The sequence below is a fragment of the Micrococcus porci genome (assembly GCF_020097155.1).
GTDB lineage: Bacteria > Actinomycetota > Actinomycetes > Actinomycetales > Micrococcaceae > Micrococcus > Micrococcus porci.
In genome coordinates this window covers 367,637-391,882 of record NZ_CP083691.1, presented here as the reverse complement: position 1 = coordinate 391,882, position 24,246 = coordinate 367,637, and the positions used below count along the sequence as shown (strand labels likewise).

The window sequence follows — 24,246 nt, the reverse complement described above, 5'->3', positions numbered from 1 at the left end:
CAGGCGGTCGGCGCGCGGCGGGGCGGGCCAGCGGCCGGGGGCGGATGGAACAATGACGCGCATGACCAACGCAACGCAGATCGCGACCATCCACACGAACCAGGGCGACATCGTCGTGGAGCTGTTCGGCAACCACGCCCCGAAGACCGTGAAGAACTTCGTGGGCCTCGCCACCGGCGAGCAGGAGTGGACCCACCCGCAGACCGGCGAGAAGAACAACGGCGCCCCGCTGTACTCCGGCACCGTGTTCCACCGCATCATCAAGGACTTCATGATCCAGGGCGGCGACCCGCTCGGCATGGGCATCGGCGGCCCCGGCTACCAGTTCGGCGACGAGATCCACCCCGAGCTGCAGTTCGACCGCCCCTACCTGCTGGCCATGGCCAACGCCGGGCCCGGCACCAACGGCTCGCAGTTCTTCATCACCTCCGTGCCCACCGGCTGGCTCAACGGCAAGCACACCATCTTCGGCGAGGTGAAGGACGAGGCCTCCCAGAAGGTCGTGGACCAGCTGAACTCCGTGGCCACCGATCCCCGCGACCGCCCGCTCGAGGACGTCGTGATCGAGTCCGTCGAGATCTCCGAGGCCTGAGCCCCGGGTGAGCACCACCCCGTCTGACCCGCACGGCCCGGACGTCGCAGAGGGCACACCCCCGGTGTGCCCGCGGCATCCGGGCCGTGCGGCGTATGTGCGCTGCGCGTCCTGCGCGGACCCCGTCTGCCTGGACTGTCAGCGGCCCGCCGCCGGCGGCCTCACGCTCTGCCCGGACTGCGCCGCCCGCCTCGCCGCGGGCGTCCCCGGGCCCGCCTCCGGCACGACGACGTCGCCCGCCCCCGCCTCGGCCGGCGCCGGCCGAGGCGGCGTGGGGGCCGCCCTGCGCGCCGCCCCCGTGACGTGGACGCTGCTGGCGGTGACCCTGCTCGTCTACGCGGGCCAGTGGCTGACGCGCGGCTCCCGCACGGGGGTCACGGAGAGCCTCTGGTACGCGGGGGCCTACACCTCGGCGATCGGCATGGAGCCGTGGCGGATGCTCACCTACGCCCTGGTCCATGACGTGTCCGGACCCACCCACGTGGCCCTGAACATGGTCGCCCTGTGGGTCATCGGCCGGGTGCTGGAGCTGGCCCTGGGCTGGTGGCGCTTCCTGGCCCTGTACCTGGTATCCGCCCTCGGCGGGGCCGTGTTCGCGCTCTGGACGGCGGATCCGCTGCAGCCCGTGGTGGGGGCGTCCGGCGCCGTGTACGGCCTCTTCGCCGCCCTGTTCGCGGTGACGCGGTTCCGGGGCGGGCAGGTCACCTCGATCGCGGTGCTGATCGGTCTGAACCTCGTGTTCAGCTTCCTGATGCCTGGGATCTCCTGGCAGGTCCACGTGGGCGGCCTGCTCACGGGCGCCGTGGCGGGTGCCCTGCTGGTCTCCGCCGGCGGCCCGCCCGGGCGGAGCGCGGCCGCGGACGGGACCGCCCGCCGCAGCTCCGCCGGGGTGCACGTGGCCGGGCTCGTGCTGCTGGCCGCGGTGCTGGCGGTCCTCACGCTCGTCGGCGCGGCCCGACTCTCCCCGGCCGCACTGCTGGGCTGAGCCGCCCGATCCCTGTCCACAGGGGCCTGTGCAGGAACGTCCCCGACGTCGTCCACACCTGTGGACAACGTCGGGGACAACTTCTGGGAGCGCGGAATCGTGCCGTGGGAGTTCTCCACAGGGTTGTCCACCGCTGTGGAGAATCACACGGGTGTCATTCGCTCCAGCGGGACATCATCAGGAAGCCGACCAGGGCGATGCCGAAGCCGATCAGGATGTTCCAACCGCCGGCGTCGGGGATCGGGAACAGGCCCTGCGACAGGTAGTAGACGACGATCCACAGCAGCCCCAGGATCAGCAGGCCGAACATCACGGCCTTGTACCAGCGCGGCAACGGGGCCGGCGTCGCGTCCACGTCCCCGAGGTCCGTGCTGACCGAGGCCGTCCGCCCGCGCCTCGAGCGGGCCTGCTCGAGCTCCCGCCGCTTCCGGCGGGCCGAGTCCTTGCGCTTCCCGGAGGTCGTGGCCACGGGTCGTCTCCTTCCGCCGCCCGGCGCCCGGGCGGGAGGCTGTGCAGGGGAGGCGGCGCCAGGACGGGGCCGCCGGGACAGGGGCGGGACGCCGCGCGGTAGCCTACGAGGACCGTCCGGGGCGCGCCCCGGCCAGTCTATGCACCGACCCCCACCGCGCCCCGCCCGTGCCCGGCGGGAGTCAGGATCGCCCCGTGAGCACCCCCCCCGAGTCCGCCCCCACCGCCGTCTCCGTGCTGGTCGTGGACAACTACGACAGCTTCGTCTACACCCTGGTGGGCTACCTCCAGGAGCTCGGCGCCCGCACCACCGTGATCCGCAACGACGAGGTCAGCCCCGCCCGCGCGCTCGAGCTCGCCGCCCAGCACGACGCCGTGCTGATCTCCCCCGGTCCCGGCACCCCCTCCGAGGCCGGCGTCTCCCTGGACCTGATCCGCTCCGCCGCCGACGGCGGACGCCCCCTCTACGGGGTCTGCCTGGGCCAGCAGGCCATCGCCGAGGCGTTCGGGGCCACCGTCACCCACGCCGAGTCCCTCATGCACGGCAAGACCTCCGTGCTCACCCACACCGACCACCCGATGTTCGCGGGCGTCCCCGCGCGGTTCACCGCCACCCGCTACCACTCCCTGGCCGCCGTGCGCCACACCGTGGACGAGTCCGTCCTGGAGATCACCGCCCAGACCGACGACGGCGTCGTCATGGGCCTGGCCCACCGCACCGCACCCCTGTGGGGCGTGCAGTTCCACCCCGAGTCCGTGCTCACCGAGGGCGGCTACCGCATGCTCGGCAACTGGCTGGAGTCCGTGGGCCTGGTCGGCGCCGCCGAGCGCGGCGGGCGCCTCAGCCCCCTGGTGCGCGCCGCCGACTGACCCGCGGCGCGGGCCGCCGAGGGAGTCCGACGGCCGGGGCGGGCCCGGTCGAGGGCGCGGCTCAGCCGGCGGGGTCGGCGGTCGGGGCCTCCGTGGGCGCCGTCGGCTCCGGGAGAGGCTCCACGGACGGCGACGGCTGCGGGACCGGCTCCCCGGACGGCGACGGCGCAGGGGTGCCCACCGGGTCCGTGGGCGCCTCCGTGGGGGCCTCGGTGCTCGGCGTCCCGGTGCTGCCCGGCCCGTCGTCCGGGGTCGGGGCGGACTCCGTGGGCGCGGGGTCCGTGCCCGCCCCCGGAGTCGAAGAGGACTCGGGTGCGGGCGCTGGGGTCGTCGCGGGCGCCGGGGCGGGTGTGTCCACCGCGGGCGCCGCCGGCGTCGTCGGAGCCGGGACGCCCGGGGAGGGCTCCGCGGGGGCGGTCGTCGTCGTCGCGGACGGCAGGGCGGGGTCCGGGGGCGCCACGGTCACGGCGCTCGCGGTCGGGGTCGCCTCCGCCGAGGTGATCAGCGTGATCATGGCGGTGTTGTCCACGACGGTCCCCGCCGCAGGGTCCTGCAGCACCACCACGCCCGTGTCAGGGTCCGCACCCGCCGCACCCTGGAAGCGCACGGTCATCTCCGGGTCCAGCGCCGCGAGGGTGGTGCGGGCGTCGGCGCCGGTCATCCCGACCAGGCTCGGCACCCGCGCCGTGCCGTCGGCCAGGTGCAGGACCACCGCGCTGCCCGGCGGCACGCGCGATCCCAGCACCGGGTCCGTCTGGACCAGGGCGCCGCGGTCGAGCTCCCCGCTCGGGGTGTCCTCCACCGAGGCGACGTTCAGGCCCAGCCGGGCCAGCTCCTGGCGCACCCGCGCCTCGGACGCCCCGCGCAGGGAGGTCGGCAGCACGACGCCCTCCCCGCCCCGGGCCACCGAGAGGTTCACCGTCGAGCCGGGCTCCACGGCCGCCCCCGCGCCGGGGTGGACCTTCAGCACCCGTCCGTCCGGCTCGGTGGAGTGGTAGTCCGGGGAGATCGCCGAGCGCAGGCCCAGGCCCGTCAGCGCGGACACCGCCTCCGCCTCCGTACGGCCCGCCAGGGCCGGCACCGTCACCGGCCCGGGGTCGCGCGAGCCGATCAGCAGGGCCGCCCCGAGGGCCAGGATCGCGGCCACGGCGGCCACGGCGGCCACGGCGGCCAGGACCGCCCACGACAGCCGGTGACGCCGGCCGGCCCGCTCCGCCCCGGACGTCGCGCCGGCGCCAGCCGAACCGCCCGTGGTGGACGCAGCGGCGGGGGCCGTCTCCACCGCCTCCGCGGCGGCCAGCTGGGACGCCGAGGGGGCGCCGGGGACGGCCGCCCCCGCCACCGCGTGACCCGCGATCAGCGGCTCCGTGGGTCCGGCCGCCGCACCGAGCGGGGTCGTGGCGGGCGGCCCCGTGGCCGGACGCGCCTCCGGGGCGCCCCCGGCGCCGAGCGCCGTGGACCCCGATGCCGTCGGCCCAGCCGCGGTGGACCCCGCCACGGCGGCGGCGAGGGCACCGGAGCCCGTGGCGAGGGGAGCCGCCCCGGACGCCGGCACGACCCGGGTGGGGGCGTCGTCGTCGGCGGCCCGGGCGGCCCGGGCGGCCGCGAAGTCCAGGGCGGAGAGGAACTCGCGAGCGTGCTGGTGGCGCAGCCCCGGGTCCTTCTGCAGGGCGCGCAGCACCACGGAGTCGAACTCCGTGGACAGGGACGGGTCCACCGCCGACGGCGCCGGCGGCTCCTCCCGCACGTGCTGGTAGGCGATCGCCAGCGGGGTCTCCCCCGTGAACGGGGGGCGTCCCGTGAGCAGCTCGAAGAGCACACAGCCGGCCGCGTAGAGGTCGGACCGGGCGTCCACGCGGGCGCCCTGCGCCTGTTCGGGCGGCAGGTACAGCGCCGTGCCCACCACGGCCTGCGTCTGCCCGGTGTGCGCCGACGTGTCCGAGAGCGCGCGGGCGATGCCGAAGTCCATCACCTTGACCCCGCCGTCCCGGGTGACCATGACGTTCGCGGGCTTCACGTCCCGGTGCACGATCCGCTGGCGGTGCGAGTGGTCGAGGGCGTGCAGCAGCCCCCGCGTCCACTCCACCGCGTCCCGCCAGGCGACCTCGCCGGCGTCGAGGAGCTCGCGCAGGGTGCGCCCGTCCACGTGCTCCATCACCAGGTAGGGGCACTCCACGGACTGCGGTCCGTCGTCGAGCAGGGCGTCGCCCGTGTCGTACACCGAGACGATGTTCGGGTGGTTCAGCGCGGCCGCGTGCCGGGCCTCCGTGCGGAACCGGGCCTGGAACGCGGGATCCCTGGCCAGGTCGGGGCGCATCATCTTCACGGCCACCGTGCGGTTCAGCCGCAGGTCGTGGCCGCGGAACACGTCGGCCATGCCGCCGCGGCCGATCAGCTCGTCGACCCGGTACCGTTCGTGGAGGATGCGCTGTCCCTGCATGTCCGTTCCGTCCCGCCCGCGCTCAGCCGGCCGGGTCGGTCGACGGAGAGCCGGCGTCGGAGCCCTGGGAGGACGGCCCCGAGGCGTCGGGGGTCGAGGGGGTGCCCGCGGAGGGCTCCGTGCTCGGCGCGGCCGACTCCGAGGTGGGGGCGGGGGACTCCGGGGACGGCTCGGTCGACGCCTCGGAGGGCGTCGGCTGCGCGGAGCTCGGCGCCGGGTCCCCGGAGGAGGACGACGCCGGGGCCGGCTCGGCGGGGCTCTCGGACGCCGGAGCGGCGGTCGGCGCCGTGACCACGGACTGGGTCACGGGGGAGCTGCCGGTGCCGCCGGCGACGATCACCTGGACGGGGGTGTCGAAGCGGTGCGTCTGGCCCTCGCCGGGCACGACGCGCACCACCTGGCCGGTGGCGCCGTCGGCGTTCGGATCGTCCACCCGGTCCACGGAGAAGCCGCGGTCCCGCAGGATGCCGACCACGGTGTCCGCGGGCTGGCCCACGAGGTCCTGGGGGATGGTCCCCTGGCCGGTGGAGACGGCCAGCGTCACGGTGTCGCCGCGGCGGAGGGTGCCCGTGGGCGTCACCTCGACCACGGTGCCCTGGGGGTCGTTCGCGTCCCGCTGCTCCTCCTCCACGGCGAGGCCGCGACCCTCCAGCTCCGCGCGCACCTCGTCGGCCGGCCGGCCCCGGTACGCCGCGGCGTCCACCTCCACCTGCGCGTCCGTGCCGGTCGACGACGACGCCCCCGCGCCCGCGCCGGATTCCCCGGAGAGCAGGGGGTACAGCAGCGCGCCGAGCACGGCGAACGCCACGAGGGCGAGCAGGGCGAACAGCGGCCAGCGGTTGCGCCGGCGGGGCTTCGCGGTGCGCGGCGCCGGGTCCGCCGGGGCGGCCGCCGGGACGCTCCGTGCCGGCTCCGCGGCCCGGGGGCTGCGGGTGGCGGCAACGTCCGGGCGGGCGGCGGCCACGGGCAGGGCGGCCGTGGCCGGGGCGGCGGGCTCCGTCGTCGTCCCCAGGGGGACGGTGGGCTGCGGTGCGGTGCGCGGGGCGGCGTCGAGGGCGGTGGTCTCGGCGTCCCCGGGGCCGCCGGTGGAGTGCACGCCCTGGTCCGCGAGGAACGCGGCCAGGGTGGGCACCGCGGCGACGGCGCCCGCCACGTCCTTGCGGCGCAGCGCCTCCGCGGCCTCGGACAGGGCGGTGGCGTTCGCGGGGCGGTCCTTCGGGTTCTTCGAGAGCATGCACATGATCAGCGCCCGGACCGGGGCGGAGATCGTGTCCGGCAGGGCCGGGGGAGTGTCGTTGACCTGGGCCAGGGCGATCGCGATCTGGGACTCGCCCGTGAACGGACGGTGCCCGGCGAGGGCCTCGTAGCCGATGATGCCCAGCGAGTAGATGTCCGAGGAGCCGGTGGCCTGCTGGCCCGTGGCCTGCTCGGGCGCCAGGTACTGCGCGGTGCCCATGACCTGGCCGGTGGCGGTGAGCGGGACCTGGTCCGCGAGGCGGGCGATGCCGAAGTCCGTGACCTTCACCCGGCCGGTGGGCGTGATCATGAGGTTGCCCGGCTTCACGTCGCGGTGCACCAGACCCTGGGCGTGCGCGGCGGAGAGCGCGGCCGCGGTCTGCCGGATGATGCTCAGCGTGCGGTCCGTGGAGAGGGTCCTGTCCTTCTCCAGGATCGCGGACAGCGGCTGTCCGGGGACGAGCTCCATGACCAGGTAGGCCGAGCCCTTCTCCTCGCCGTAGTCGTACACGTTGGCGACGCCGGGGTGGTTCAGCAGGGCGGTGTGCTGGGCCTCGGCGCGGAAGCGGCGCAGGAAGTTGGGGTCGCCCGTGTACTCCTCCTTGAGGATCTTCACGGCGGTGATCCGGCCCAGGACCTTGTCCCGCGCCTTCCACACCTCGCCCATGCCGCCGATCGCGATGCGATCGGTCAGGGCGTACCTGCCTCCCAGGGTGATGCCCGATGTCGGCCTCATTCTGCGACCACCGCCTCCATGATCCTCTGCATGCTCTCCACCGCCTGTGTGTGGGCGGAACTGCTGTTCTGGTCCTCGTACACGATCGTCACCGCCACCTTCGGGTCCTGGGCCGGGGCGAAGCCCGTGACCCACGTGTTGACGTTCGCCGTCCCGTCCTTCTCCGCCGTGCCGGTCTTCGCGGCGATCTGCAGCGTGGACGACTTCGCTGCGGAGGCCGTGCCGTCCTCGACCGTGGCCACCATCATGTCCCGGACCTGGTGCGCGACGTCCGGGTCCATCGCCCGCCCGTGCTCCCGCGGGGAGAACTCGGACACCGTGGTCAGGTCCGGGCGGCGCACCGCCTGCACGAGGTTCGGCTCCATGACCATGCCGTCGTTGGCGATGCCCGCGGCGACCATGTTCATCTGCAGGGCCGTGGCCTGGACGTCACGCTGGCCGATCGCGGACTGCGCGAGGGCGGCGTCGTCGAGGTCCTCCGGGAACACCGACGCGGTCACGGGCAGCGGCATGGAGCCGTCCTGGTTGAAGCCGAACCGCTCCGCCACGGAGCGGATCTCGTCCTGGCCGAGGGCCACGGCGGCCTGCGCGAACGGGGTGTTGCACGAGTTCGCCACGATCCAGGTCAGGGTCGCCCGGCCGACGCCGTTGCAGCGGCCCCCGTCGAAGTTGGACATCTGCGTGCGGGTGCCCGGCAGCGTCCACGCGGCCGGCACGTCCAGCACCTGGTCCGGGGCGTAGTCGCCGGACTCCAGCATGGCCACCAGGTCGATCAGCTTGAACGTGGAGCCCGGGGCGACGCGCTGCTGGGTGGGCCGGTTCTGGCCCACGGTCAGGCCAGGCACGCCCTCGTAGGCGGACATGGCGGCCGTGGCCTCGCTGCGGGTGTGGGAGGAGATCGTGTTCGCGTCGTAGGAGGGCTTGGAGGCCATGGCCAGGACACGGCCGGTCTTCGGGTCCGTGGCGACCACGGAGCCCTTCACGCCGTCCGGGATGGACTCGTAGGCGAGCTTCTGGAGCTCGGAGTCCAGAGTGAGCTCCACCTGGTCGCCCTCCGGGGTGGAGCCCGTGACGATCTCGAGCGCGCGGTCCAGGAACTGGCTGGAGGACGTGCCCGCGAGCTCGCCGTTCATGGCCTTCTCCATGCCCGCGGTGCCGTAGGCCAGCGAGTAGTGGCCGGTCAGGGGCGCGTACAGCAACGAGTCCCGGTAGACGCGCTGGTAGTTGTAGGCGTCCCCGGAGGGGACGGACTGCGCCACGGGGGTGCCGTCCACCAGGATGGGCCCGCGCGGGGCGCCGAACTCCAGGAACAGCTGCCGGTTGTTGAGCTTGTTCTCCTTCAGGGAGTCCGCGGCCACCACCTGGATGACGGACGCCGCCACGGCCAGCACCAGGAACATCGCGACCATCACGGTCCACGTGCGTCGGATCGCCTCGTTCACCGCGCCTCACCCCCCGCGGGGGCTGCGGCGCGCCACGGGCCGGGGCGCTGCGCCGGCTCCGGCAGGGCGGCGCCCGGGTCGAGGTGCCCGGCCCCGGGACCGGAGGCGTTGACCATGCCGTCCACCACCGCGGGACGACGCGCGGCGTGGGAGATGCGCAGGACCAGGCCCAGGATGATCCAGTTGGCCAGCAGCGAGGAGCCGCCCGCGGCCAGGAACGGGGTGGTCAGGCCGGTGAGCGGGAGGACGAGCGTCACGCCGCCCATGACCACGAACACCTGCCACGCCATGGTGAACGCCAGGCCCGCGGCGAGGACCTTGCCGAACGCGTCCCGCACGCCCAGCGCGGCCCGGGCCATGCGGGTGACCAGCAGCAGGTAGAGCACCAGCACCGCGCTCAGCCCCACGAGCCCGAGCTCCTCGCCGATCGCGGCGAGGATCATGTCCGAGAAGCTCAGCGGCACCTGGGTGGGGTTGCCCCCGCCCAGGCCGGTGCCCAGCAGGCCTCCGGAGGCCATGGCGAACAGCCCCTGCACCACCTGGTAGGAGCCGCCGAAGTCGCGGCGGTAGATCTCCGGGTCGAACGCGTTGAGCCAGATCTCGAAGCGGGCGGTCACGTGCGGGAGGAAGAGGAACGCCACGGCGGCGCCCACGGCCACGAGGGACAGGCCCAGGAGCACCCAGGACGCCCGGGACGTGGCGATGTACAGCATGGCCATGAACATGCCGAAGAAGAGCAGCGCGGAGCCCAGGTCCCGCTGGAACACCAGCACGCCCATCGCCACGGCCCACGCGACGAGCAGCGGCCCGAGGTCCCGCATGCGTGGGAACGTCATCGGACCCACGCGGCGGCCGGCCAGCAGGATCAGGTCCCGGTTGGTGGAGAGGTAGCCGGCGAAGAAGATCGCCAGGGTGATCTTGGCGATCTCGCCCGGCTGGAACGTGCCCACGCCCACGTTGATCCAGATCCGGGCCCCGTTGGCGCTCAGGCCCAGGCCGGGCACCAGGGGGAGCAGCAGGAGCACGCCGGAGACGGCGAGGAACACGTAGGGCCAGCGGCGCAGCATGCGGTGGTCCCGGACCAGGAACACCAGGGCGGCGGCCACGAGCACGGCCAGCACGGACCACGCCAGCTGGGAGGTGGGCCTGGCTGCCGCGGTGTCCGCGCTGAGCCGGTGGATCATGGCGATGCCCAGGCCGTTGAGCAGCGTGGCGATCGGCAGGATGAACGGGTCCGCGTACCGGGCGCGCAGCCGCAGCACCGCGTGCAGGACCAGCGAGGCGCAGCCGAACACGGTCAGCGGCACCCACGCGGTGGACTCGAGGGCGCCCGTCGTGGTGTAGGTCCCCAGCAGGTCGGCGCCCAGGGTCAGCGCGACGGCGCCGAGCAGGAGCATCAGCTCCGTGGCGCGGCGGGGTCGAGGCGGCGAGATGACCTCGGTCATGGCGTCCCCCCTCCCTTCGCGGCGGTGTCGGACACGGTGCGCAGCTCCTCGACGATCTGGTCCGCGTGGGCGCGGTCCGTGGCGGCCATGCCCCGGCCGACCCGCTCCTGGGCGTAGGCCGGCAGGCGGTCCAGGGGGATGTCCGTGGTGTGGTCCAGGTGGGACAGCTCCAGCGGGCCGAGCTGCTGCGGCACGCCCTGGAAGACGGCCACCGAACCGGCGTCCTCGCCCACGTAGTACTGGGTCTGGGTCCACAGGTAGCTCCAGACGGCCACCACCACGAGGATCAGCGCCAGCAGGGCCGTGAACACGGGGATGAACCAGCCGCGGCGGTACTCCACGGGGCGGTCCCGACGACGGCGGCGGCTGGTCCGGCCGGTCTCCACGGCGTGGGCCGGGGCCGGGTCGGCGGCGGGTGCCGGTGCGGCGTCGGCGTCCGCGGGGTCGACCTCGGGTCCGGGGGCGGGGGCGGGGGCGTCCACCGCGGGGGTCTCCGTGGCGGCGTCGGCGGGGGCCGGGGTCTCGATCGGGGAGGCGGCCGCGGTCAGGGGGGCCGCGGGGGCGTCGTCGACGTCCGACGCGTTGGGCGCCGTCAGGTGGGCGGCGGTGCGGCGGGGGCGGTTCTCCGGGACCGGGCTCTCGCCGAGGAGCACGCCGGCGCGGCGGCGCGTGGCGGAGCGGGTGACCACGGGGATCCGGTCCGAGTGCACGGCGGCGTCCGCGGCGCCCACGAGCTCGTGGGGGCGGGCGTCGAGCTCCTCGGCCAGCAGGCGCCCGGAGACGGGTCCGCGGTCCGCGGGGTGGGCCGCCGCCAGCGCCTCGTCGGAGAGGTGCACCTCGCCGGCCGGCTCGAGCTCCTCGGGGGAGCCCTCGGCGACGTCGAACACCACCACGGTGACGTTGTCCGGCGCGCCGCCCCGGAGGGTGTGCGCGACGAGCGCGTCGGCGGCCTCGGCGAGCGTGGCCGGCGGCTCGATCAATTCGCGGATCCGCTCCACGGAGAGCACGTCCGTGAGCCCGTCGGAGCACAGCAGCCAGCGCTCTCCCGGGGCCACGGGGACCTCGAACACGTCCAGCTCGGGGGAGGCGTCCACGTCCCCCAGCACGCGCATGAGCACGTTCTTGTTCGGGTGGAACTGGGCCTCGGCGGCCTCGAGCCGGCCCTCGTCCACGAGCTTCTGCACGAACGTGTGGTCCCGGGTGACCTGCGTGAACTCGCCGTCCTTGAGGCGGTACGCGCGGGAGTCGCCGATGTGCGCCATGTGGAGGACCTCGCCCGCGAGCAGCCCCGCCGTGCACGTGGTGCCCATGCCGGCCAGCTTCGGGTTGGCGTGCACCAGCGAGGTGAGCACCAGGTTGGCGTTCTGGATCTCGTCGGGCAGCACGGTGGCGGGGTCCTCGTAGCCCACGTCGTCCAGGTGGGCCAGGTCCAGCACCGTGGACGCGCTCGCGACGTCGCCGCCCACGTGCCCGCCCATGCCGTCGGCGAGCACGGCCAGGTGACGGCCCGCGTAGGCGGAGTCGTCGTTCTTGGAGCGGACTCGGCCGACGTCGGTGCGCGCGGCGTGGTGCAGGACCAGGGTCACCGGATCAGTCCTCCAGGCCCATCACGGTCTTGCCGATGCGGATCGTGGAGGAGGTGCCCACCGGAAGGGTGCGGGTCACGGGGTCGCCGTCCACGAACGTGCCGTTGGTGGAGCCGAGGTCCTCGAGGAACCAGCGGGTGCCCTGCGGGAACAGGCGCGCGTGGCGGCCGGAGGCGTAGTCGTCCACGAGCACCAGGTCCGCGTCCTGGGCGCGGCCGATCAGCAGCGGGCGGCCGCCGAGGTCCACGGTCTGCCCGGCCAAGGGGCCCTCCGTGATGCGCAGCGTGCGCGCCAGCCGGGGAGCCGGAGCCGGGGGCACGGGAGCGGGTCGCTCGGCGGCGGGCGTGGCGGCCGGGGCCGGCCGGTCCGCGGAGGCCGCGTGGGCGCCGGCGGCGGGCACCGCGGTGACCAGGCCGGCGTCGCGCCGGGCCTGCTCCAGGCGCAGCTTGTTGCGGCGGCCCACCACGAGGTCGCGGCCCTGGGACAGGACGATCGAGATGATGAGGATCCACAGCGCCAGGAGCAGTCCCAGGCGGAGCACGGCGACGGCGAGCTCGTTCATGCGCGGGGCCTCCCGTCGGCGGGGTCGATGTGGAAGACCAGGTCCGTCTGGCCCACCGTGATGCGATCACCCTCCCGCAGCACGGTGGAGCCGTCAACGCGGCGCCCGTTCACGGTGACGCCGTTGCGGCTGCCCAGGTCGATCAGCGTGACCGAGCGGCCCACGCGCACCAGGCGGGCGTGCTGCCGGGAGACGGAGGAGTCCGGGACGACGACGTCCGCGCGCTCGGAGGAGCGGCCGAGGACCATGTCCTCGTGCGTGAGCGGGTGGCGGACGCCGTCGGCCTCGAGCCACGGCACCGCCGGCGCGGGCGAGGTGCGGCGGGGCATGACCACGGTGGCCTGCTCGTCCGCGGGTGCACGACGCGCGGACTCGGAGCGTGCGGGGGTCGGTGCGGGGCGGGGCGCGGGGGAGGGGTCGCGACGGGGAGCGGGGGCGGCGGTGGCACCGTGACGGGGCGCGCGGGAGGGGCGCGGGCCGCGGTCGTCGGCGGTCCGCGCGGCGGCGGGGGCCGGGGCCGACGTGGCCGCGGGCGGGGAGGGGACGGGGGAGGAGCCGTCGTCGATCCGGGCGTCCACCTCCACCTGGCCGGCGTGGACCTGGGCGTCCTCGTGGAAGGCGACGCGCACGGACCCGGGCAGCGTGTACCCCTGGGACTGGGCGTGGCGGATGACCTCGTCGCAGAGCTCGCCGGCCAGGGTGCTGCCCCAGGTGCGGGCCCGGTCGAAGTCGGCGGGGGCGAAGTGCACCGTGAAGTCGTTGGGCGCGACCGTGTGGCCCTCGGACAGGGCGAAGGACTCGTCGTCCATCGCATGCCGGAGGGCGGAGGCGATCTCCACCGGCTGCACCGCACGGGCGCCGCCGGCGGAGAAGGCGGAGCGGACCGCCTTCTCGAGGCCGCGCTCGAGGTTGTCCAGAAGTCCCACGGACGGGGCTCCTCTCCTCGGGGGTGGTCCCTCCGATACTACGGGGCGGGATGGGAGGGGCCTGGGAGAGCGGGGGGCCGTGGCCGAAGCGTGACCCGCCGGGCGGGGGCGGGCGGAACGATTTGCGGGCGGGTGAACGGCGGGTGTAGGCTGTTCTTCGCTGCCTCGGCAGGGGCCGCTTCTTCGGAGGCGGAACCGGATGAGGAGGCCGCTCGCGCGAGTGGCGGAATAGGTAGACGCGCTGGCTTCAGGTGCCAGTGTTCGAAAGGACGTGGGGGTTCAAGTCCCCCCTCGCGCACCACGGGCCGTTTGTAAGAAGGCCACGGAACGGTTTGTACGTTCCCACCGGAAAGCCCCCGGGAGCCTCATGTGAGACTCCCGGGGGCTTCCTCGTGCCCAAGGTGGGCCGCCCCGGCGGCACCTTCGACGCTCCGGGCGCCTTCCGGGCCTCATCTGGGCATGGAAAGACCCCCGCGGGTCTGCTCTGGGGCAGGCTCCCGCGGGGGTCTAGGTGTGTCCACGTTGTCCCGTGGCGGCGGCTCGTCGGTCAGGCGGTCTCCCGCCTCTCAGGAGGCAACCCCCCTGGTGGCGAGTACGCGGGCCCGAACTCGTCAGCGCGGGTGAACCCGGCCGTACGCTCGCGGCGACGGGCGCGCTTCACCGGCGCCGAGGACAGCGACGTGACGCCGACCTGCTCATGGAGCCAGGCAATGATCTTCCGCGTGTTCGTAGCGGCGACCATCACAGCCAGGGAGACGATCTGCGCGGCGAACCCGCGGCGCGGTCGCATCTGCGTGTCGTCGATGGGCATGTGGGCGCCGTTCTTCAGGGAGGCGTTCAGAGACTCCACCATCTGGCGGCCGCCCGTGTAGTGCTCCCGCCACTTCTCGGACTTGTACGGGTACTCCTGGGCGTACTTCTCGCCCGTCAGGGGGCTGATCTTCATGGACTGCTGTTCGCACACCTGCGGGGCGGGCTTCACCAGCAGGGGGAGCATGATGCGGCCCTTGGGCTTGTCCGCGGCCTTCGGGTGCTCCTTCCGGCGCGGGCAGGATACGGTCGCGGACGGGCCTACGGCCGGGCACGCGTACCGGGCCACACCCTCAGCGTCAGGGCGCTCCTTGAGGTGCAGTTCGTACTGCTTGCGCTGTTCGATGCGCGTCCGGTAGGTCGCCTCGTCGATGTACTCCGGGTCGCTCTCCTTGCGGAGCATGTGGTCCTTCGTGGCGTTCACCAGCGGGGCGGGCATGGACGGGCAGTACCAGCGGCCCTCCACCTGGATCGCGCCACCATGGGAGGCTGTTTGGCCCATGCCGTGCTCCTCGGCCCGGTAGTCGAACACGAGCCGGTAGCCGCGGGCCCGCAGGGGGCGGGCGAGTTCGGCGGGCTTGGTGCCGGGCAGGTACGCGCGGTCGGTGACGACGTGCCCCACGGGCATGTTGTTCCGCTTGAGGTGCTCGACCATGCGCAGGGCGTTCTCCGGCAGACGCGCCGACGGGGTGTCCAGGGAGACGGCCAGGACGATGCCGGGCACGTCCTTGCCGTACGAGACGGCCGTGTGGGCCTCCCGGCCCCAGCCGACGTAGTCCTGGGTGCGCTGGTACTTGGCGCGGGAGGCGGGCAGTTCGTTGGGGCCTGCGTGGTTGCCGTCGCGCTTGTACCAGCCCGCGAACGGGTCGGACGAGCGGTAGTGTACGACCTCGGACGCGGACGACTTCGGCTTGGTGTTGCCGTTGTATGCCGGGGACTTCACGAACGTGGCGTCCATGGCGATGTCCCCCTTGTACGCGCGACGCACCTGACGCGGCAGGAGCATCCACGTCCCGTACAGCAGGGCGTTCGCCATCGTGTGCGCCCGCTCGCGCTTGACCGCGTTCTCCTCCAGCACCCAGGCCGCCTTGACCTCATCGCACTCCTGCACCGTCAGTCGCCGGTACAGCGGGGCGGGCTCGGGGTCGATCAGGGGGAGCAGACGCCGGTATGAGTGGTAGGCCCGGTGGTAGGCGGCCTTCTCCGAGTAGGTGCGGCGGGCCGGGTCGATGCCCAGGGCGGCGAGCGTCTCGTCGCTGGCCTCGATCAGGACCTCCCCGACCTCCTGGAACAGCGGGGCACGCCGGGACAGGGCCAGGAGCAGAAGAAGCGCCAGGACATTGACCTCGGTAAGCCACGGCTTCGGCCCCGGGCGGTTCCCCTGGCCGTCCTCGGCCTGCCAGGTGGCGATGAGGTCGGCCAGGCCCGCGTGCTCCATGATGCGCGCCGCCGTCTGGGCGTTGCGGAGCATGGTGAACTCGCCACGGACGGCGCCCTCGTTCGGGGCGAAGTCCATGTCGTACAGCCCGGCCAGGGACTGGTTGTCCCTGGTGGGTGCTGAGTTCGGGAAGGTGCGGGCCATGGTCGTCGCTCAGACCGCCGCCATGGCGTGACGCAGGTGGGCGCGGGCCTCGTCGTGGGAGGGCTGGGGGACGTAGCGCAGGACCTTCTCGATGGTGCGGAAGGTCTCCAGTCCGGCGGCGAACGCCAGCGGACCCAGCGGGGTGCCCGCGGTGATGTGGTGCACCAGCCAGGTGTTGCGCAGGCGGGCGACCTCCACGGTCACCCCACGCTCGGGCAGGGCCCGGCGGAGGAACTGCGTCATCCAGTTCTTGTACACGCCCGCACGGCGGACGCCGACCACCCAGTCGTCCAGGCCGCGGGCGGCCAGGACGTTGATGAGGGGCTGTTCCCAGGCGGCCAGCACGGGCACGTCCCGTTCCACGCCGGGGCGGGTCACGTGGATCACGACGCCCTTGTCGTCGGCGTCGATCTGTTCGACGCGCAGGCTCATCATGTCCGCGGTCCCGAGTCCAGCGCCCAGGCCGAGGGCGAGGATCGTGTGGCAGTCCAGGCGCCGCTGGGCGGTGGTCTGGCCGACGGCCCAGGACCGCAGGGCCCTCTGCTCGAATTCGGAGTAGGGGCGGGCCGGGGCGTCCTTGTGGTGCGGGTACAGGCGGGTCACGCGCTCGTCGTCGGGCAGGACGGCCTCGGCGGCGCGTAGGAGAAAGGAGCGGCGGGTAGAGCGGGACCCGGGGCCCAGGGTTGGGGTGCCGTGAGCGATGTAGTCCTCGATCACGTCGCGGTGGAACACGACGGAGCGGTCCAGGGGCAGGCAGGCGGCGTCGGTGACCCAGTGGACGTGGTGAGCGATAGCGCCCATGAGGTCGCGGGTGTTGAAGCGGTTGCCGTGGTGGGCCTGGGTATCGGCGGCGACGGCGCGGGTGAAGTCGGCGATGCGGTTCCAGGCGGGTGCGGGGATGGTGGCGGGGCGGTAGTCGGTGATGTCCAGGGCGGCGCTCCTCGTATGGGAGGACAAACTATCGTTGTTACGATAGCACCCGCAAGGCACCCCAAAAGCCCAAGCCCCACAAGGGTTCCCCGCTACCCTGGACCCGTGGGACGACGCGCACGGCTCAAGCCGAACCAGGTCAGCGAACGCTGGCCCAACACGCCCGTCGACGACCCCATCCACGAGACCCTCCGCCGCTACGTCCACAACCTCACCGAGGCCATCGGCGACACCTCTATCAAGGCCGCCGCGGAGCGCACCCAGGTCAACTACTCGACCCTGTACGCCATCCTCAAGGGCGAGACCTGGCCGGACGCCATCACGGTGGCGCGGACCGAAGAAGGGCTCCAAGCGCGGCTCTGGGAGGGGCCCGCCTCCCTGCCGGAAGACTGACCGCGTCAGAGCCGTGAGCGGTTCGCGGTGGTTGCTGTTCATGCCCTCACCGTGAGTCACCCACCCCCCGCCCCTCTACCACTTGAGATAGAGACACGCTTCCGGCGGGAAGTACAGCGCCTCCGGCCGGAAGTAACGCCCCTACTCGGGGTAGGCGCGCTCGTCACTGCCTTGCTCCACTCCTACGTTGACGGCATGGCGGAGAAGTTCGGATGGCGACCCAACGACTACCTCGAGAACCCCCGAGCCTTCGGGAAAGAGGACACCTCCCCGGCCTGGCGAGAAACCTGGTTCGACGGAACGGTCATCCAGGACGATCCCCGACACCACGACCGACAGATCGCCGCGAAGATTCAGCACCTTGTCGCCATCGAGGTCACCCGCGCCGCGCGCCTGCGGGACGAGACCCTCGCCGACGTCTCCAAGCACACCCGGATGGGCGCCGACCAGTTCCGCCGCCTCATGCGCGGTGAGGGCCCGATGCAGGTGGTGGATTTCGCCACGTTCCGCCGCGTCTACCACGTCGACTTCGGCATCAACCCGGACCCGGGATTGGCCAACATCCGCGAGACCAAGTTCTAAGGCTCGGACGCCACAAGTCGAGGGCGACGGGGCCTGTCGGACTGGTCGTTAGAACGATACGTGACGCTAGGCTGTGAACGTCGCCACTACCGACACCGACCGGCACCCACACGAAGGCACCCACGCCCATGTCCAGCCTCTCTGACCTCCTCGGCCAGGTCCGCGCCACGAACCCCGACCTCGCGGCCAACCTCGAACGCGAGATCAAGAACCGCACCCGGCGTCAGCGCCAGTTCGGCCTCGTATTCGAGGAACACCGCCCCGAGGCCGTCGAACTGCCTTCCCGAGAGGTTCGCAAGGGGGACAAGGTCCGCATCCTTCCGCCCCGCGGCGAGACCAAGAAGGGCGACCAGACCCTCTGGCGTGTCCAGCGCATCAACCGCGCCGACGACATCGCGCACCTGGTTGAGGTGGATGGTGAGCAGGGGGCCGAGGCGGCCCTCGCCGATCTCGTCGTCGTCGCCGAGTTCCGCGACCACATGTACCCCGGCCTCGTCGAGACCGGCCGCGTCGAACGCGGAGGGGACAAGCCGTTCCACACGGTCATCAATGCGGAGAACTTCCACGCCCTCGAGATGCTCACCTACACCCACCGCCACCAGGTGCACTGCATCTACATCGACCCGCCTTACAACACGGGCGCCAAGGACTGGAAGTACAACAACGACTACGTCGCCTCTGATGACGACTACCGCCACTCCAAGTGGCTGTCCTTCATGGAGCGTCGCCTCCAGGTCGCTCGCGAACTCCTCAACCCCGAGGACTCCGTCCTGATCGTCACCATTGACGAGAAGGAGTACCTCCGCCTCGGGATGCTCCTCGAGCAGACCTTCCCGCAAGCACGAATGCAAATGGTCTCGACGGTCATCAACCCCAAAGGGTCGCACCGAGCGGGAGGATTTGCTCGAAGTGACGAGTATGTATTTTTTCTCTTCGTCGGCGCCTCCCAGCCTGCGCCGATGCCTTTGAGCTCCGAGTGGAAAGTCGTTCAGGATTCAAGGGCGCTCGGCTTGCGGTGGGCCGATTTGCTTCGTACGGCAGACGGATCAACGAGGGCCGCGCGCCCCAATATGTTCTATCCCGTCTTCATACGGCTGGCGGGAGATGGTCCTGTTTTTGTCTCGGTCGGCGAGCCCTTCTACGACGCCGACCTGACTGCCGTTGAGGCGCCGGAAGACGCCGTCGCAATCTGGCCAATCAAGGCTGACGGCTCCCAGGGGCGTTGGCAGATCGGTGCCGACACGCTTCGCGACCTCATCACCAAGGGATATGTCCGGATCGGTCGGTGGAGGGGGTCCAAGACGACCCTGACCTATCTCAAGGCGGGTGAACAAGCCAAGGTCGAAGACGGGCGGTTCCCGGTGCGGGGGCGGCGCGCGGACGGGTCCGTGCTGGTGGATGCGTCGGAATATAGTGCTTCGTTTGTTCCAACCTCGCAGTGGCGCATCTCTTCTCATAACGCGGAGCAGGGAGGCACTAATCTTCTGAAGTCGATTATGGGTGACAAGAGGTTTCCTTTCCCCAAGTCGCTTTACGCGGTGGAAGATGCACTCCGATTTCTCATCAAGAAAAACCCTGATGCGGTCGTTCTGGACTTCTTCTCCGGGTCTGGGACCACGGCTCATGCTGTAATGCGCCTGAACAAGCAGGATGGTGGTCGGCGGCAGTGCATCTCGGTCACGAACAACGAGGTCTCGGCTGAGGAGCAAAAGGGTCTGCGGAAGCAGGGTCTCCGTCCGGGCGACCCGGAGTGGGAGCAGTGGGGCATCTGCGACTACGTCACCAAGCCCCGCGTCACCGCCGCAATCACGGGCAGGACCCCCACTGGGGACCCCATCAAGGGGGATTACAAGTTCACGGACGAGTTCCCCATGTCCGACGGGTTCGAGGAGAACGCGGCGTTCTTCACGCTGACCTACGAGTCGCCGCTCATGGTCCGGCAGGACCTCGCGTTCAAGCGGATCGCGCCCCTGCTCTGGATGCGCGCCGGGTCCCGCGGGCGGGTCATCACCGAGGTTCACGCCCGCGGGTGGGACGTGGCCGAGGCCTACGGTGTGCTCACCAAGGTGGACCGCGCGACCCCGTTCGCGGAGGCCGTGGCCGAGGCCGGTGTGGGCACCGTGTACGTCGTCACGGATGACGAGCGCCGCTACCAGGCCGTCTGCGCCCTCCTCCCCGAGGACGTGACCCCGGTCCGGCTCTACGAGTCGTACCTGACGAACTTCGAGATCAACACGGGCGGAAGGGCGGGCGCATGAGGTACACGCTCAAGGACTACCAGGCGGACGCCGTCGCCGAAATCCTGGCCAACATCGAACGGGCCCAGCGTCTCCGGCGGGAGGGCCACCTGCCGACCATGGCGCTGACCGCAACGACTGGCGGTGGGAAGACCGTGATCGCCGCGGCCGTGATCGAGGCCCTGTTCTTCGGCAGTGACACCTTCGACTTCCTCGCGGACCCCGGCGCCGTCGTGCTGTGGTTCTCCGACGACCCAACCCTGAACGCCCAGTCCAGGCACCGGCTCGAGGCCGCGGCTCCCGATCTGATCGGCCGGATGACTGACCTGAACGCCGGGTACACGAAGCCTGCTCTGGACCCGCGGACCGTGTACTTCATCAACACGCAGAAGTTCGCCAAGACCTCCCGCATGGTGCGTGGATTCCAGCCCTCCGGCACCGAAGGGCAGGACACCTTCGCGGGCCTGGACCCCCGTGTGCGGCCGGACATGGTGCCGCAGACGATCTACGACATCATCGCCGCCACCATCCAGAACCCCGACCTCACCCTGTACTTCTTCCTCGACGAAGCGCACAAGGGCATGGGCACCACGGCTCGTGCGCAGGCGGAGCAGAAGACCATCGTGAAGCGGCTCATCGCAGGCCAGCCCGGAGTGCCGCCCATGCCCGTGGTGTTCGGCATCTCCGCCACCCTCCAGCGGTTCACGAACGCCATGGACGGCATCCGCGGCCGTCTCGGTCTCGACCCTGTGCAAGTGGACCCGGCGCGTATCCAGAAGTCCGGCCTGCTCAAGGACAACATCCTACTCAACATCCCCCACCCGGACGAGGTGGGGTCGTTCGAGACCGTCCTACTCCGCTCCGCGGTCCGGCAGTTGCTCGAGTCCGAAGCCGCATGGGACGCGTACGTGGCCGAACAGAGGGCCGATCACCCGGGCGCGGAGATCGAGCGGGTCGTCCCGTTGATGGTCCTCCAGACCCCGAACTCGGTCACCCCTTCCGACATCGCCGGGTACCTGCGGACCATCATGGACGTGTGGCCGGAGATGCCCGCGGGCGCCGTCGCGCACGTGTTCGGTGAGAAGGAGGCCATCCAGGCCGCGGGCCTGTTCATCCCGCACATCGACCCCGAGAAGGTGCAGGACACGAAGCGTGTTCGCATCCTGTTGGCGAAGGAGGCCGTGACCACGGGCTGGGACTGCCCGCGCGCTGAGGTGCTCATGTCGTTCCGCACCGTGTCGGACCTGACAAAGATCACCCAGACTCTCGGCCGCATGGTGCGTACCCCGCTGGCCCGCCGCATCCCCGGCAACGACGAGTTGAACTCGGTGCTGTGCCTGCTCCCGAACTTCGACGAGAAGGCCGCCCGTCAGGTGGTGAAGGACCTCACGAATGACGAGGTCCCTAACCCGATCATCGACCCGGTCGTCGACCCGGACCCGCGTCCCGAGGTGACTCCTCCCTCGGGCGGGGCGGGTGCGTCGTCGGGGGGTGGCACCGAGCCTGCCAACCCCGAGGTGCCCGGCCACGGCACGCACGCTACCGACCGTGTAGCGGAGCCCTCGGCCGATGGCCAGGGCACCCCCGCGCGCCCGGGCGGCCTTCACCAGGGCGAGACTCGCGGCGCCTCCGGGGGCGGCCAGGGAGGCGCTGTCGGACCCGTTGTGCTCACCGACCGAGTCAAGGTCACCCCCATCGAAAACGGGCCCCTGTGGGACCTCTTCGATTCCCTGCCGACGGAGACCACACCCTCCCGCGGTCTTGGCCCCGTGCCCCTGCTGACCGCCCTGGGTCAGTACCTCTCCGAGGACGGCCTCCGCCCCGACGCGGGCGAGGAGGCACACCGTCACCTGCACGGCACCCTCGACTACCGGGCTGGGCAGTTCCGGGAGGACGTGGACAAGGCGGTCAAGGACATCCTCGAGGTGCGGGTCCGCACGATCCTCGCCGACCGGGCCACAGGCAAGGAACGGATCGGGATGTTCACCGAGCGTGCCGACCTCGCTGTCGTCCGCGAGGCCTACCAGCGGGCCGCGCGCGCGTTCACCGCGGACGTGTCCCGCACCTACGTGAACCACATCGTCGGTCCCGACGCTGACGAGGACGACCTGCGCGAGGCGTACGCCCGTGTGGCGGGCATGGCGTCCGTTCCGGACATCGTCGCGGACGTCAAGGAGGAAGCCTCCCGCCTGGTCGGCCGCTGGTTCCAGGAGCACCGCACCGACATCAAGGCCCTCGCCGATGACCGGCAGGCCGCGTACAAGGCCCTCATGGAGCAGTCCACCGAGCCCCAGCGCGGGAACCTGGCCAAGCCGGTGAACTGGCAGGAGAGCCCCGTCGACGTCGACAAGAAGCCCCTGCCGACCCGCACGGACCACATCCTCACCGCTGAGGACGGCACGTACCCGCTGACCCTGAACCGAGTGGAGTCCTCGGTCGTCGACCAGGAGATGCGCCGCCGCGGCGCCATCGCCTGGTACCGCAACCCCTCCCGTGTGAAGGACGAGTCCCTGGCCATCGCATACCGCGACGGGAACGCCTGGCGCACCATGCGCCCGGACTTCCTGTTCTTCCACGAGGACGCCCAGGGCCGGGTGCGGGCGTCCATCGTGGACCCGCACGGGCACCACCTGTCGGACGCACTGCCGAAGCTGCGCGGCTTGGCCCGATACGCCGAGCAGTACGGCGACGAGTTCATGCGCATCGAGGGCCTGACCGAGGTGAACGGCAAGATGCGGGCTTTAGACATGCAGGACCCCAAGGTCCGGGAAGCCGTCGAGGTCGCCACATCCGCGCGGGCGCTGTACGAGAGTGACGCGGCGGTCGACTACTGATGGAGACGTTCTGGGGCCTCACGACTCCCGCCTGGACCGCGATCTACACGTTGCTGACAGCCGGGCTCTTGGTCGCGGCCATCGTGGCTGGTCTCTACGCCAAACGACAGTGGGAGACCGCCCGCGACGCTCAGGTAGAGGCCACTCGGCCCTACGTGCTTGTGACCCTGGAGCCCGGCGAGAGGTCGATGGCAATGGTGGACTTTGTCATCCGCAACATCGGTGTCCGCCCGGCGTACAACGTGACCATCAGCATCGAACCTCACCTCCTGCGGGCACGTGAGGAGGGTGGGAATGAGATGGCCGCCATGCGGCTCTTGCATGAACCGACGGCAATGATCCCGCCTGGGCAGGTCACCCGCATGTTCTACGACCGTATGTCGGACCGTTCCGGGAGGGACGACCTCCCGGTTCATCACACCGCCGTCGTGTCGTACGTGGACTCATCCGGACGCGAGTGGACCGACACATTCGATCTTGACCTCCGTGTGTTGGAGGGTGGCATGTTCCACTCCTACGACGATCTGCACACGGTCAGCCAGACGTTGAAGAAGATGGCGAGGACGCTGGATCGTTCTCGCGTCTTGAAGGAGGGGGAGATGGACGTCGTCGCCGTGACAGAGAACCGCGCGGACCACCAAGTGAGGACCCTCCTGGAGGAGTATCACCGACAGGTAGAGATCGCTAACTTGCACCGCGGCAAACCCGGCTACGTCGACCGCGTCCGGTCATTCGACGCCCGAGCGGAGAGCATCGCGGAGCAACTGCGTGCGCTGGGAGTGTCTGTGCAGGGCGCGCCCCAGGACTGATCACGCTCGCGCGGTGCTCCAATCGAACTGCCGCCAAAGTCTTCTTGAGATGGTAGAGAGCGCGCCATGGACTCCTGGATGAATCACCAGCCGCGCGGCGTCACACCCATCCCGGAGAACCCTTCCGGGGTGACGATGTCGCGCTCTCGCTTGAGGGGACGCTTACCCGCGGCGGCGCGCTCGGCATCCTCGGCCGCCTCGACGAGGGCCTCTACTTCGGACCGGGCGTCCTCGAGATCGAAGATGGCGCCCATGGGCTCCTCCTCGCGCTGGAACCCTTCGTGACCGGCGCGCTCTGCTGGGCTCATCCGTTCCTTGCGTTCGGTGATCTCCTGCTCCTTCGCCAGGCTCCACTCGATGTATGCCTCTCCCTCCGCGCGGGTTATGGGCTTGCCTGCCGCTTCCCGTTCGTGCAGGTACTTGGCCATGGACTCCGGCTCGGTGGGGTAGGCCTCAAAGTTGTACTTGGTCATGGGGCCTTCCTGGGCATGTGGGCGCGAACGTTGAGGATAGAAGCACATTAAGCCGCCGCGGGTGGAAGGCAGAAGAGCGGGGCGTGCCCCGCAGAGAGTAGAGGGCCCGCCTCCACGGAACGTCTAGAGGATTCCGTGGAAACGGGGCAATGCCCGGCTGGCGGGGTCAGACGCGTCGGCGCCCTCGTGCGGCGGCCACGAGGGCCGCGATCAGGGCCGCGGGCAGGAAAAGGCCGATGACGCCTGCGTAGACGGCGCCGTCCTCGGACACCGTTTGTTCGGCCTCCGTCGCCACGTCCTGGTCCATG

Annotated in this window: 20 protein-coding genes and 1 tRNA gene; 9 read left to right on the top strand and 12 right to left on the bottom strand. The window is 71.6% G+C overall.

Annotation, left to right across the window (positions count from 1 at the left end; genetic code table 11):
- Positions 1 to 61 precede the first annotated feature (61 nt).
- Both KW076_RS01810 and KW076_RS01805 read left to right on the top strand, forming a co-directional pair.
- The gene (locus tag KW076_RS01810; protein WP_370643526.1) at positions 62 to 592 is read left to right on the top strand and encodes a peptidylprolyl isomerase; all 531 of its coding nucleotides are present in this window, start codon (positions 62 to 64) and stop codon (positions 590 to 592) included.
- 7 nt (positions 593 to 599) lie between these two features.
- Complete coding sequence (locus tag KW076_RS01805; RefSeq protein ID WP_224355951.1) at positions 600 to 1,577, top strand: rhomboid family intramembrane serine protease; 978 nt, start codon at positions 600 to 602, stop codon at positions 1,575 to 1,577.
- A gap of 154 nt (positions 1,578 to 1,731) precedes the next feature.
- Here the strand turns inward: KW076_RS01805 and KW076_RS01800 are convergent, their stop codons facing one another.
- Positions 1,732 to 2,046 (bottom strand): cell division protein CrgA, encoded by a 315-nt coding sequence (locus KW076_RS01800; RefSeq protein WP_224355950.1) that lies wholly within the window; start codon positions 2,044 to 2,046, stop codon positions 1,732 to 1,734.
- 194 nt (positions 2,047 to 2,240) lie between these two features.
- On the opposite strand from KW076_RS01800, the gene KW076_RS01795 reads away from it, so the two are divergent.
- A complete protein-coding gene (locus tag KW076_RS01795) occupies positions 2,241 to 2,915 on the top strand; it encodes an anthranilate synthase component II (RefSeq protein WP_224355949.1) in 675 nt (224 codons plus the stop codon).
- Between the two features lie 61 nt (positions 2,916 to 2,976).
- On the opposite strand, the gene KW076_RS01790 is transcribed toward KW076_RS01795, so the two are convergent.
- Genes KW076_RS01790 through KW076_RS01760 form a run of 7 tightly spaced genes read right to left on the bottom strand, consistent with a single transcriptional unit; the run spans position 2,977 to position 13,288 of the window.
- Positions 2,977 to 5,355 (bottom strand): protein kinase domain-containing protein, encoded by a 2,379-nt coding sequence (locus tag KW076_RS01790; protein ID WP_224355948.1) that lies wholly within the window; start codon positions 5,353 to 5,355, stop codon positions 2,977 to 2,979.
- 22 nt (positions 5,356 to 5,377) lie between these two features.
- Complete coding sequence (locus KW076_RS01785) at positions 5,378 to 7,327, bottom strand: protein kinase domain-containing protein (RefSeq protein ID WP_224355947.1); 1,950 nt, start codon at positions 7,325 to 7,327, stop codon at positions 5,378 to 5,380.
- Positions 7,324 to 8,769, bottom strand: coding sequence for a peptidoglycan D,D-transpeptidase FtsI family protein (locus tag KW076_RS01780; RefSeq protein ID WP_224355945.1), 1,446 nt, complete (start codon positions 8,767 to 8,769; stop codon positions 7,324 to 7,326). The genes KW076_RS01785 and KW076_RS01780 overlap by 4 nt, the downstream gene beginning before the upstream one ends.
- Positions 8,766 to 10,214, bottom strand: a complete 1,449-nt coding sequence (locus tag KW076_RS01775; RefSeq protein ID WP_224355944.1) for an FtsW/RodA/SpoVE family cell cycle protein — start codon at positions 10,212 to 10,214, stop codon at positions 8,766 to 8,768. The genes KW076_RS01780 and KW076_RS01775 overlap by 4 nt, the downstream gene beginning before the upstream one ends.
- Complete coding sequence (locus KW076_RS01770) at positions 10,211 to 11,800, bottom strand: PP2C family protein-serine/threonine phosphatase (RefSeq protein ID WP_224355943.1); 1,590 nt, start codon at positions 11,798 to 11,800, stop codon at positions 10,211 to 10,213. Before KW076_RS01770 ends, KW076_RS01775 begins: the two co-directional genes overlap by 4 nt.
- Positions 11,801 to 11,804: 4 nt before the next feature.
- Complete coding sequence (locus KW076_RS01765) at positions 11,805 to 12,362, bottom strand: FHA domain-containing protein FhaB/FipA (RefSeq protein ID WP_224355942.1); 558 nt, start codon at positions 12,360 to 12,362, stop codon at positions 11,805 to 11,807.
- Positions 12,359 to 13,288, bottom strand: a complete 930-nt coding sequence (locus tag KW076_RS01760; protein WP_224355941.1) for an FHA domain-containing protein — start codon at positions 13,286 to 13,288, stop codon at positions 12,359 to 12,361. The genes KW076_RS01765 and KW076_RS01760 overlap by 4 nt, the downstream gene beginning before the upstream one ends.
- A gap of 214 nt (positions 13,289 to 13,502) precedes the next feature.
- On the opposite strand from KW076_RS01760, the gene KW076_RS01755 reads away from it, so the two are divergent.
- Positions 13,503 to 13,589, top strand: a tRNA-Leu gene (locus KW076_RS01755).
- A 246-nt stretch (positions 13,590 to 13,835) separates the two neighbouring features.
- Here the strand turns inward: KW076_RS01755 and KW076_RS01750 are convergent.
- Together KW076_RS01750 and KW076_RS01745 are read right to left on the bottom strand one after the other, a co-directional pair.
- Positions 13,836 to 15,680 carry a hypothetical protein gene (locus tag KW076_RS01750; protein ID WP_224355940.1) on the bottom strand — a complete coding sequence of 615 codons (1,845 nt, stop codon included), beginning with the start codon at positions 15,678 to 15,680 and terminating at the stop codon, positions 13,836 to 13,838.
- Between the two features lie 9 nt (positions 15,681 to 15,689).
- Complete coding sequence (locus KW076_RS01745) at positions 15,690 to 16,637, bottom strand: site-specific integrase (protein WP_224355939.1); 948 nt, start codon at positions 16,635 to 16,637, stop codon at positions 15,690 to 15,692.
- Positions 16,638 to 16,715: 78 nt separating this feature from the next.
- On the opposite strand from KW076_RS01745, the gene KW076_RS01740 reads away from it, so the two are divergent.
- From KW076_RS01740 to KW076_RS01720, 5 genes are all read left to right on the top strand, one after another.
- Positions 16,716 to 17,003, top strand: a complete 288-nt coding sequence (locus KW076_RS01740; RefSeq protein ID WP_224355938.1) for a hypothetical protein — start codon at positions 16,716 to 16,718, stop codon at positions 17,001 to 17,003.
- Positions 17,004 to 17,198: 195 nt separating this feature from the next.
- On the top strand, positions 17,199 to 17,585 hold the full coding sequence (locus KW076_RS01735; RefSeq protein WP_073117141.1) for a hypothetical protein: 387 nt from the start codon (positions 17,199 to 17,201) through the stop codon (positions 17,583 to 17,585).
- A gap of 128 nt (positions 17,586 to 17,713) precedes the next feature.
- Positions 17,714 to 19,843: a site-specific DNA-methyltransferase gene (locus KW076_RS01730; protein ID WP_224355937.1), complete on the top strand. Its 2,130-nt coding sequence runs from the start codon at positions 17,714 to 17,716 to the stop codon at positions 19,841 to 19,843.
- On the top strand, positions 19,840 to 22,656 hold the full coding sequence (locus tag KW076_RS01725; RefSeq protein ID WP_224355936.1) for a DEAD/DEAH box helicase family protein: 2,817 nt from the start codon (positions 19,840 to 19,842) through the stop codon (positions 22,654 to 22,656). The genes KW076_RS01730 and KW076_RS01725 overlap by 4 nt, the downstream gene beginning before the upstream one ends.
- The gene (locus KW076_RS01720; protein WP_224355935.1) at positions 22,656 to 23,465 is read left to right on the top strand and encodes a DUF8453 domain-containing protein; all 810 of its coding nucleotides are present in this window, start codon (positions 22,656 to 22,658) and stop codon (positions 23,463 to 23,465) included. The genes KW076_RS01725 and KW076_RS01720 overlap by 1 nt, the downstream gene beginning before the upstream one ends.
- An 83-nt stretch (positions 23,466 to 23,548) precedes the next feature.
- Here KW076_RS01720 and KW076_RS01715 read toward each other — a convergent pair whose 3' ends face one another.
- A complete protein-coding gene (locus tag KW076_RS01715; protein WP_224355934.1) occupies positions 23,549 to 23,938 on the bottom strand; it encodes a hypothetical protein in 390 nt (129 codons plus the stop codon).
- A 166-nt stretch (positions 23,939 to 24,104) separates the two neighbouring features.
- Positions 24,105 to 24,245, bottom strand: a complete 141-nt coding sequence (locus KW076_RS01710; RefSeq protein WP_224355933.1) for a hypothetical protein — start codon at positions 24,243 to 24,245, stop codon at positions 24,105 to 24,107.
- Position 24,246: the final 1 nt, after the last annotated feature.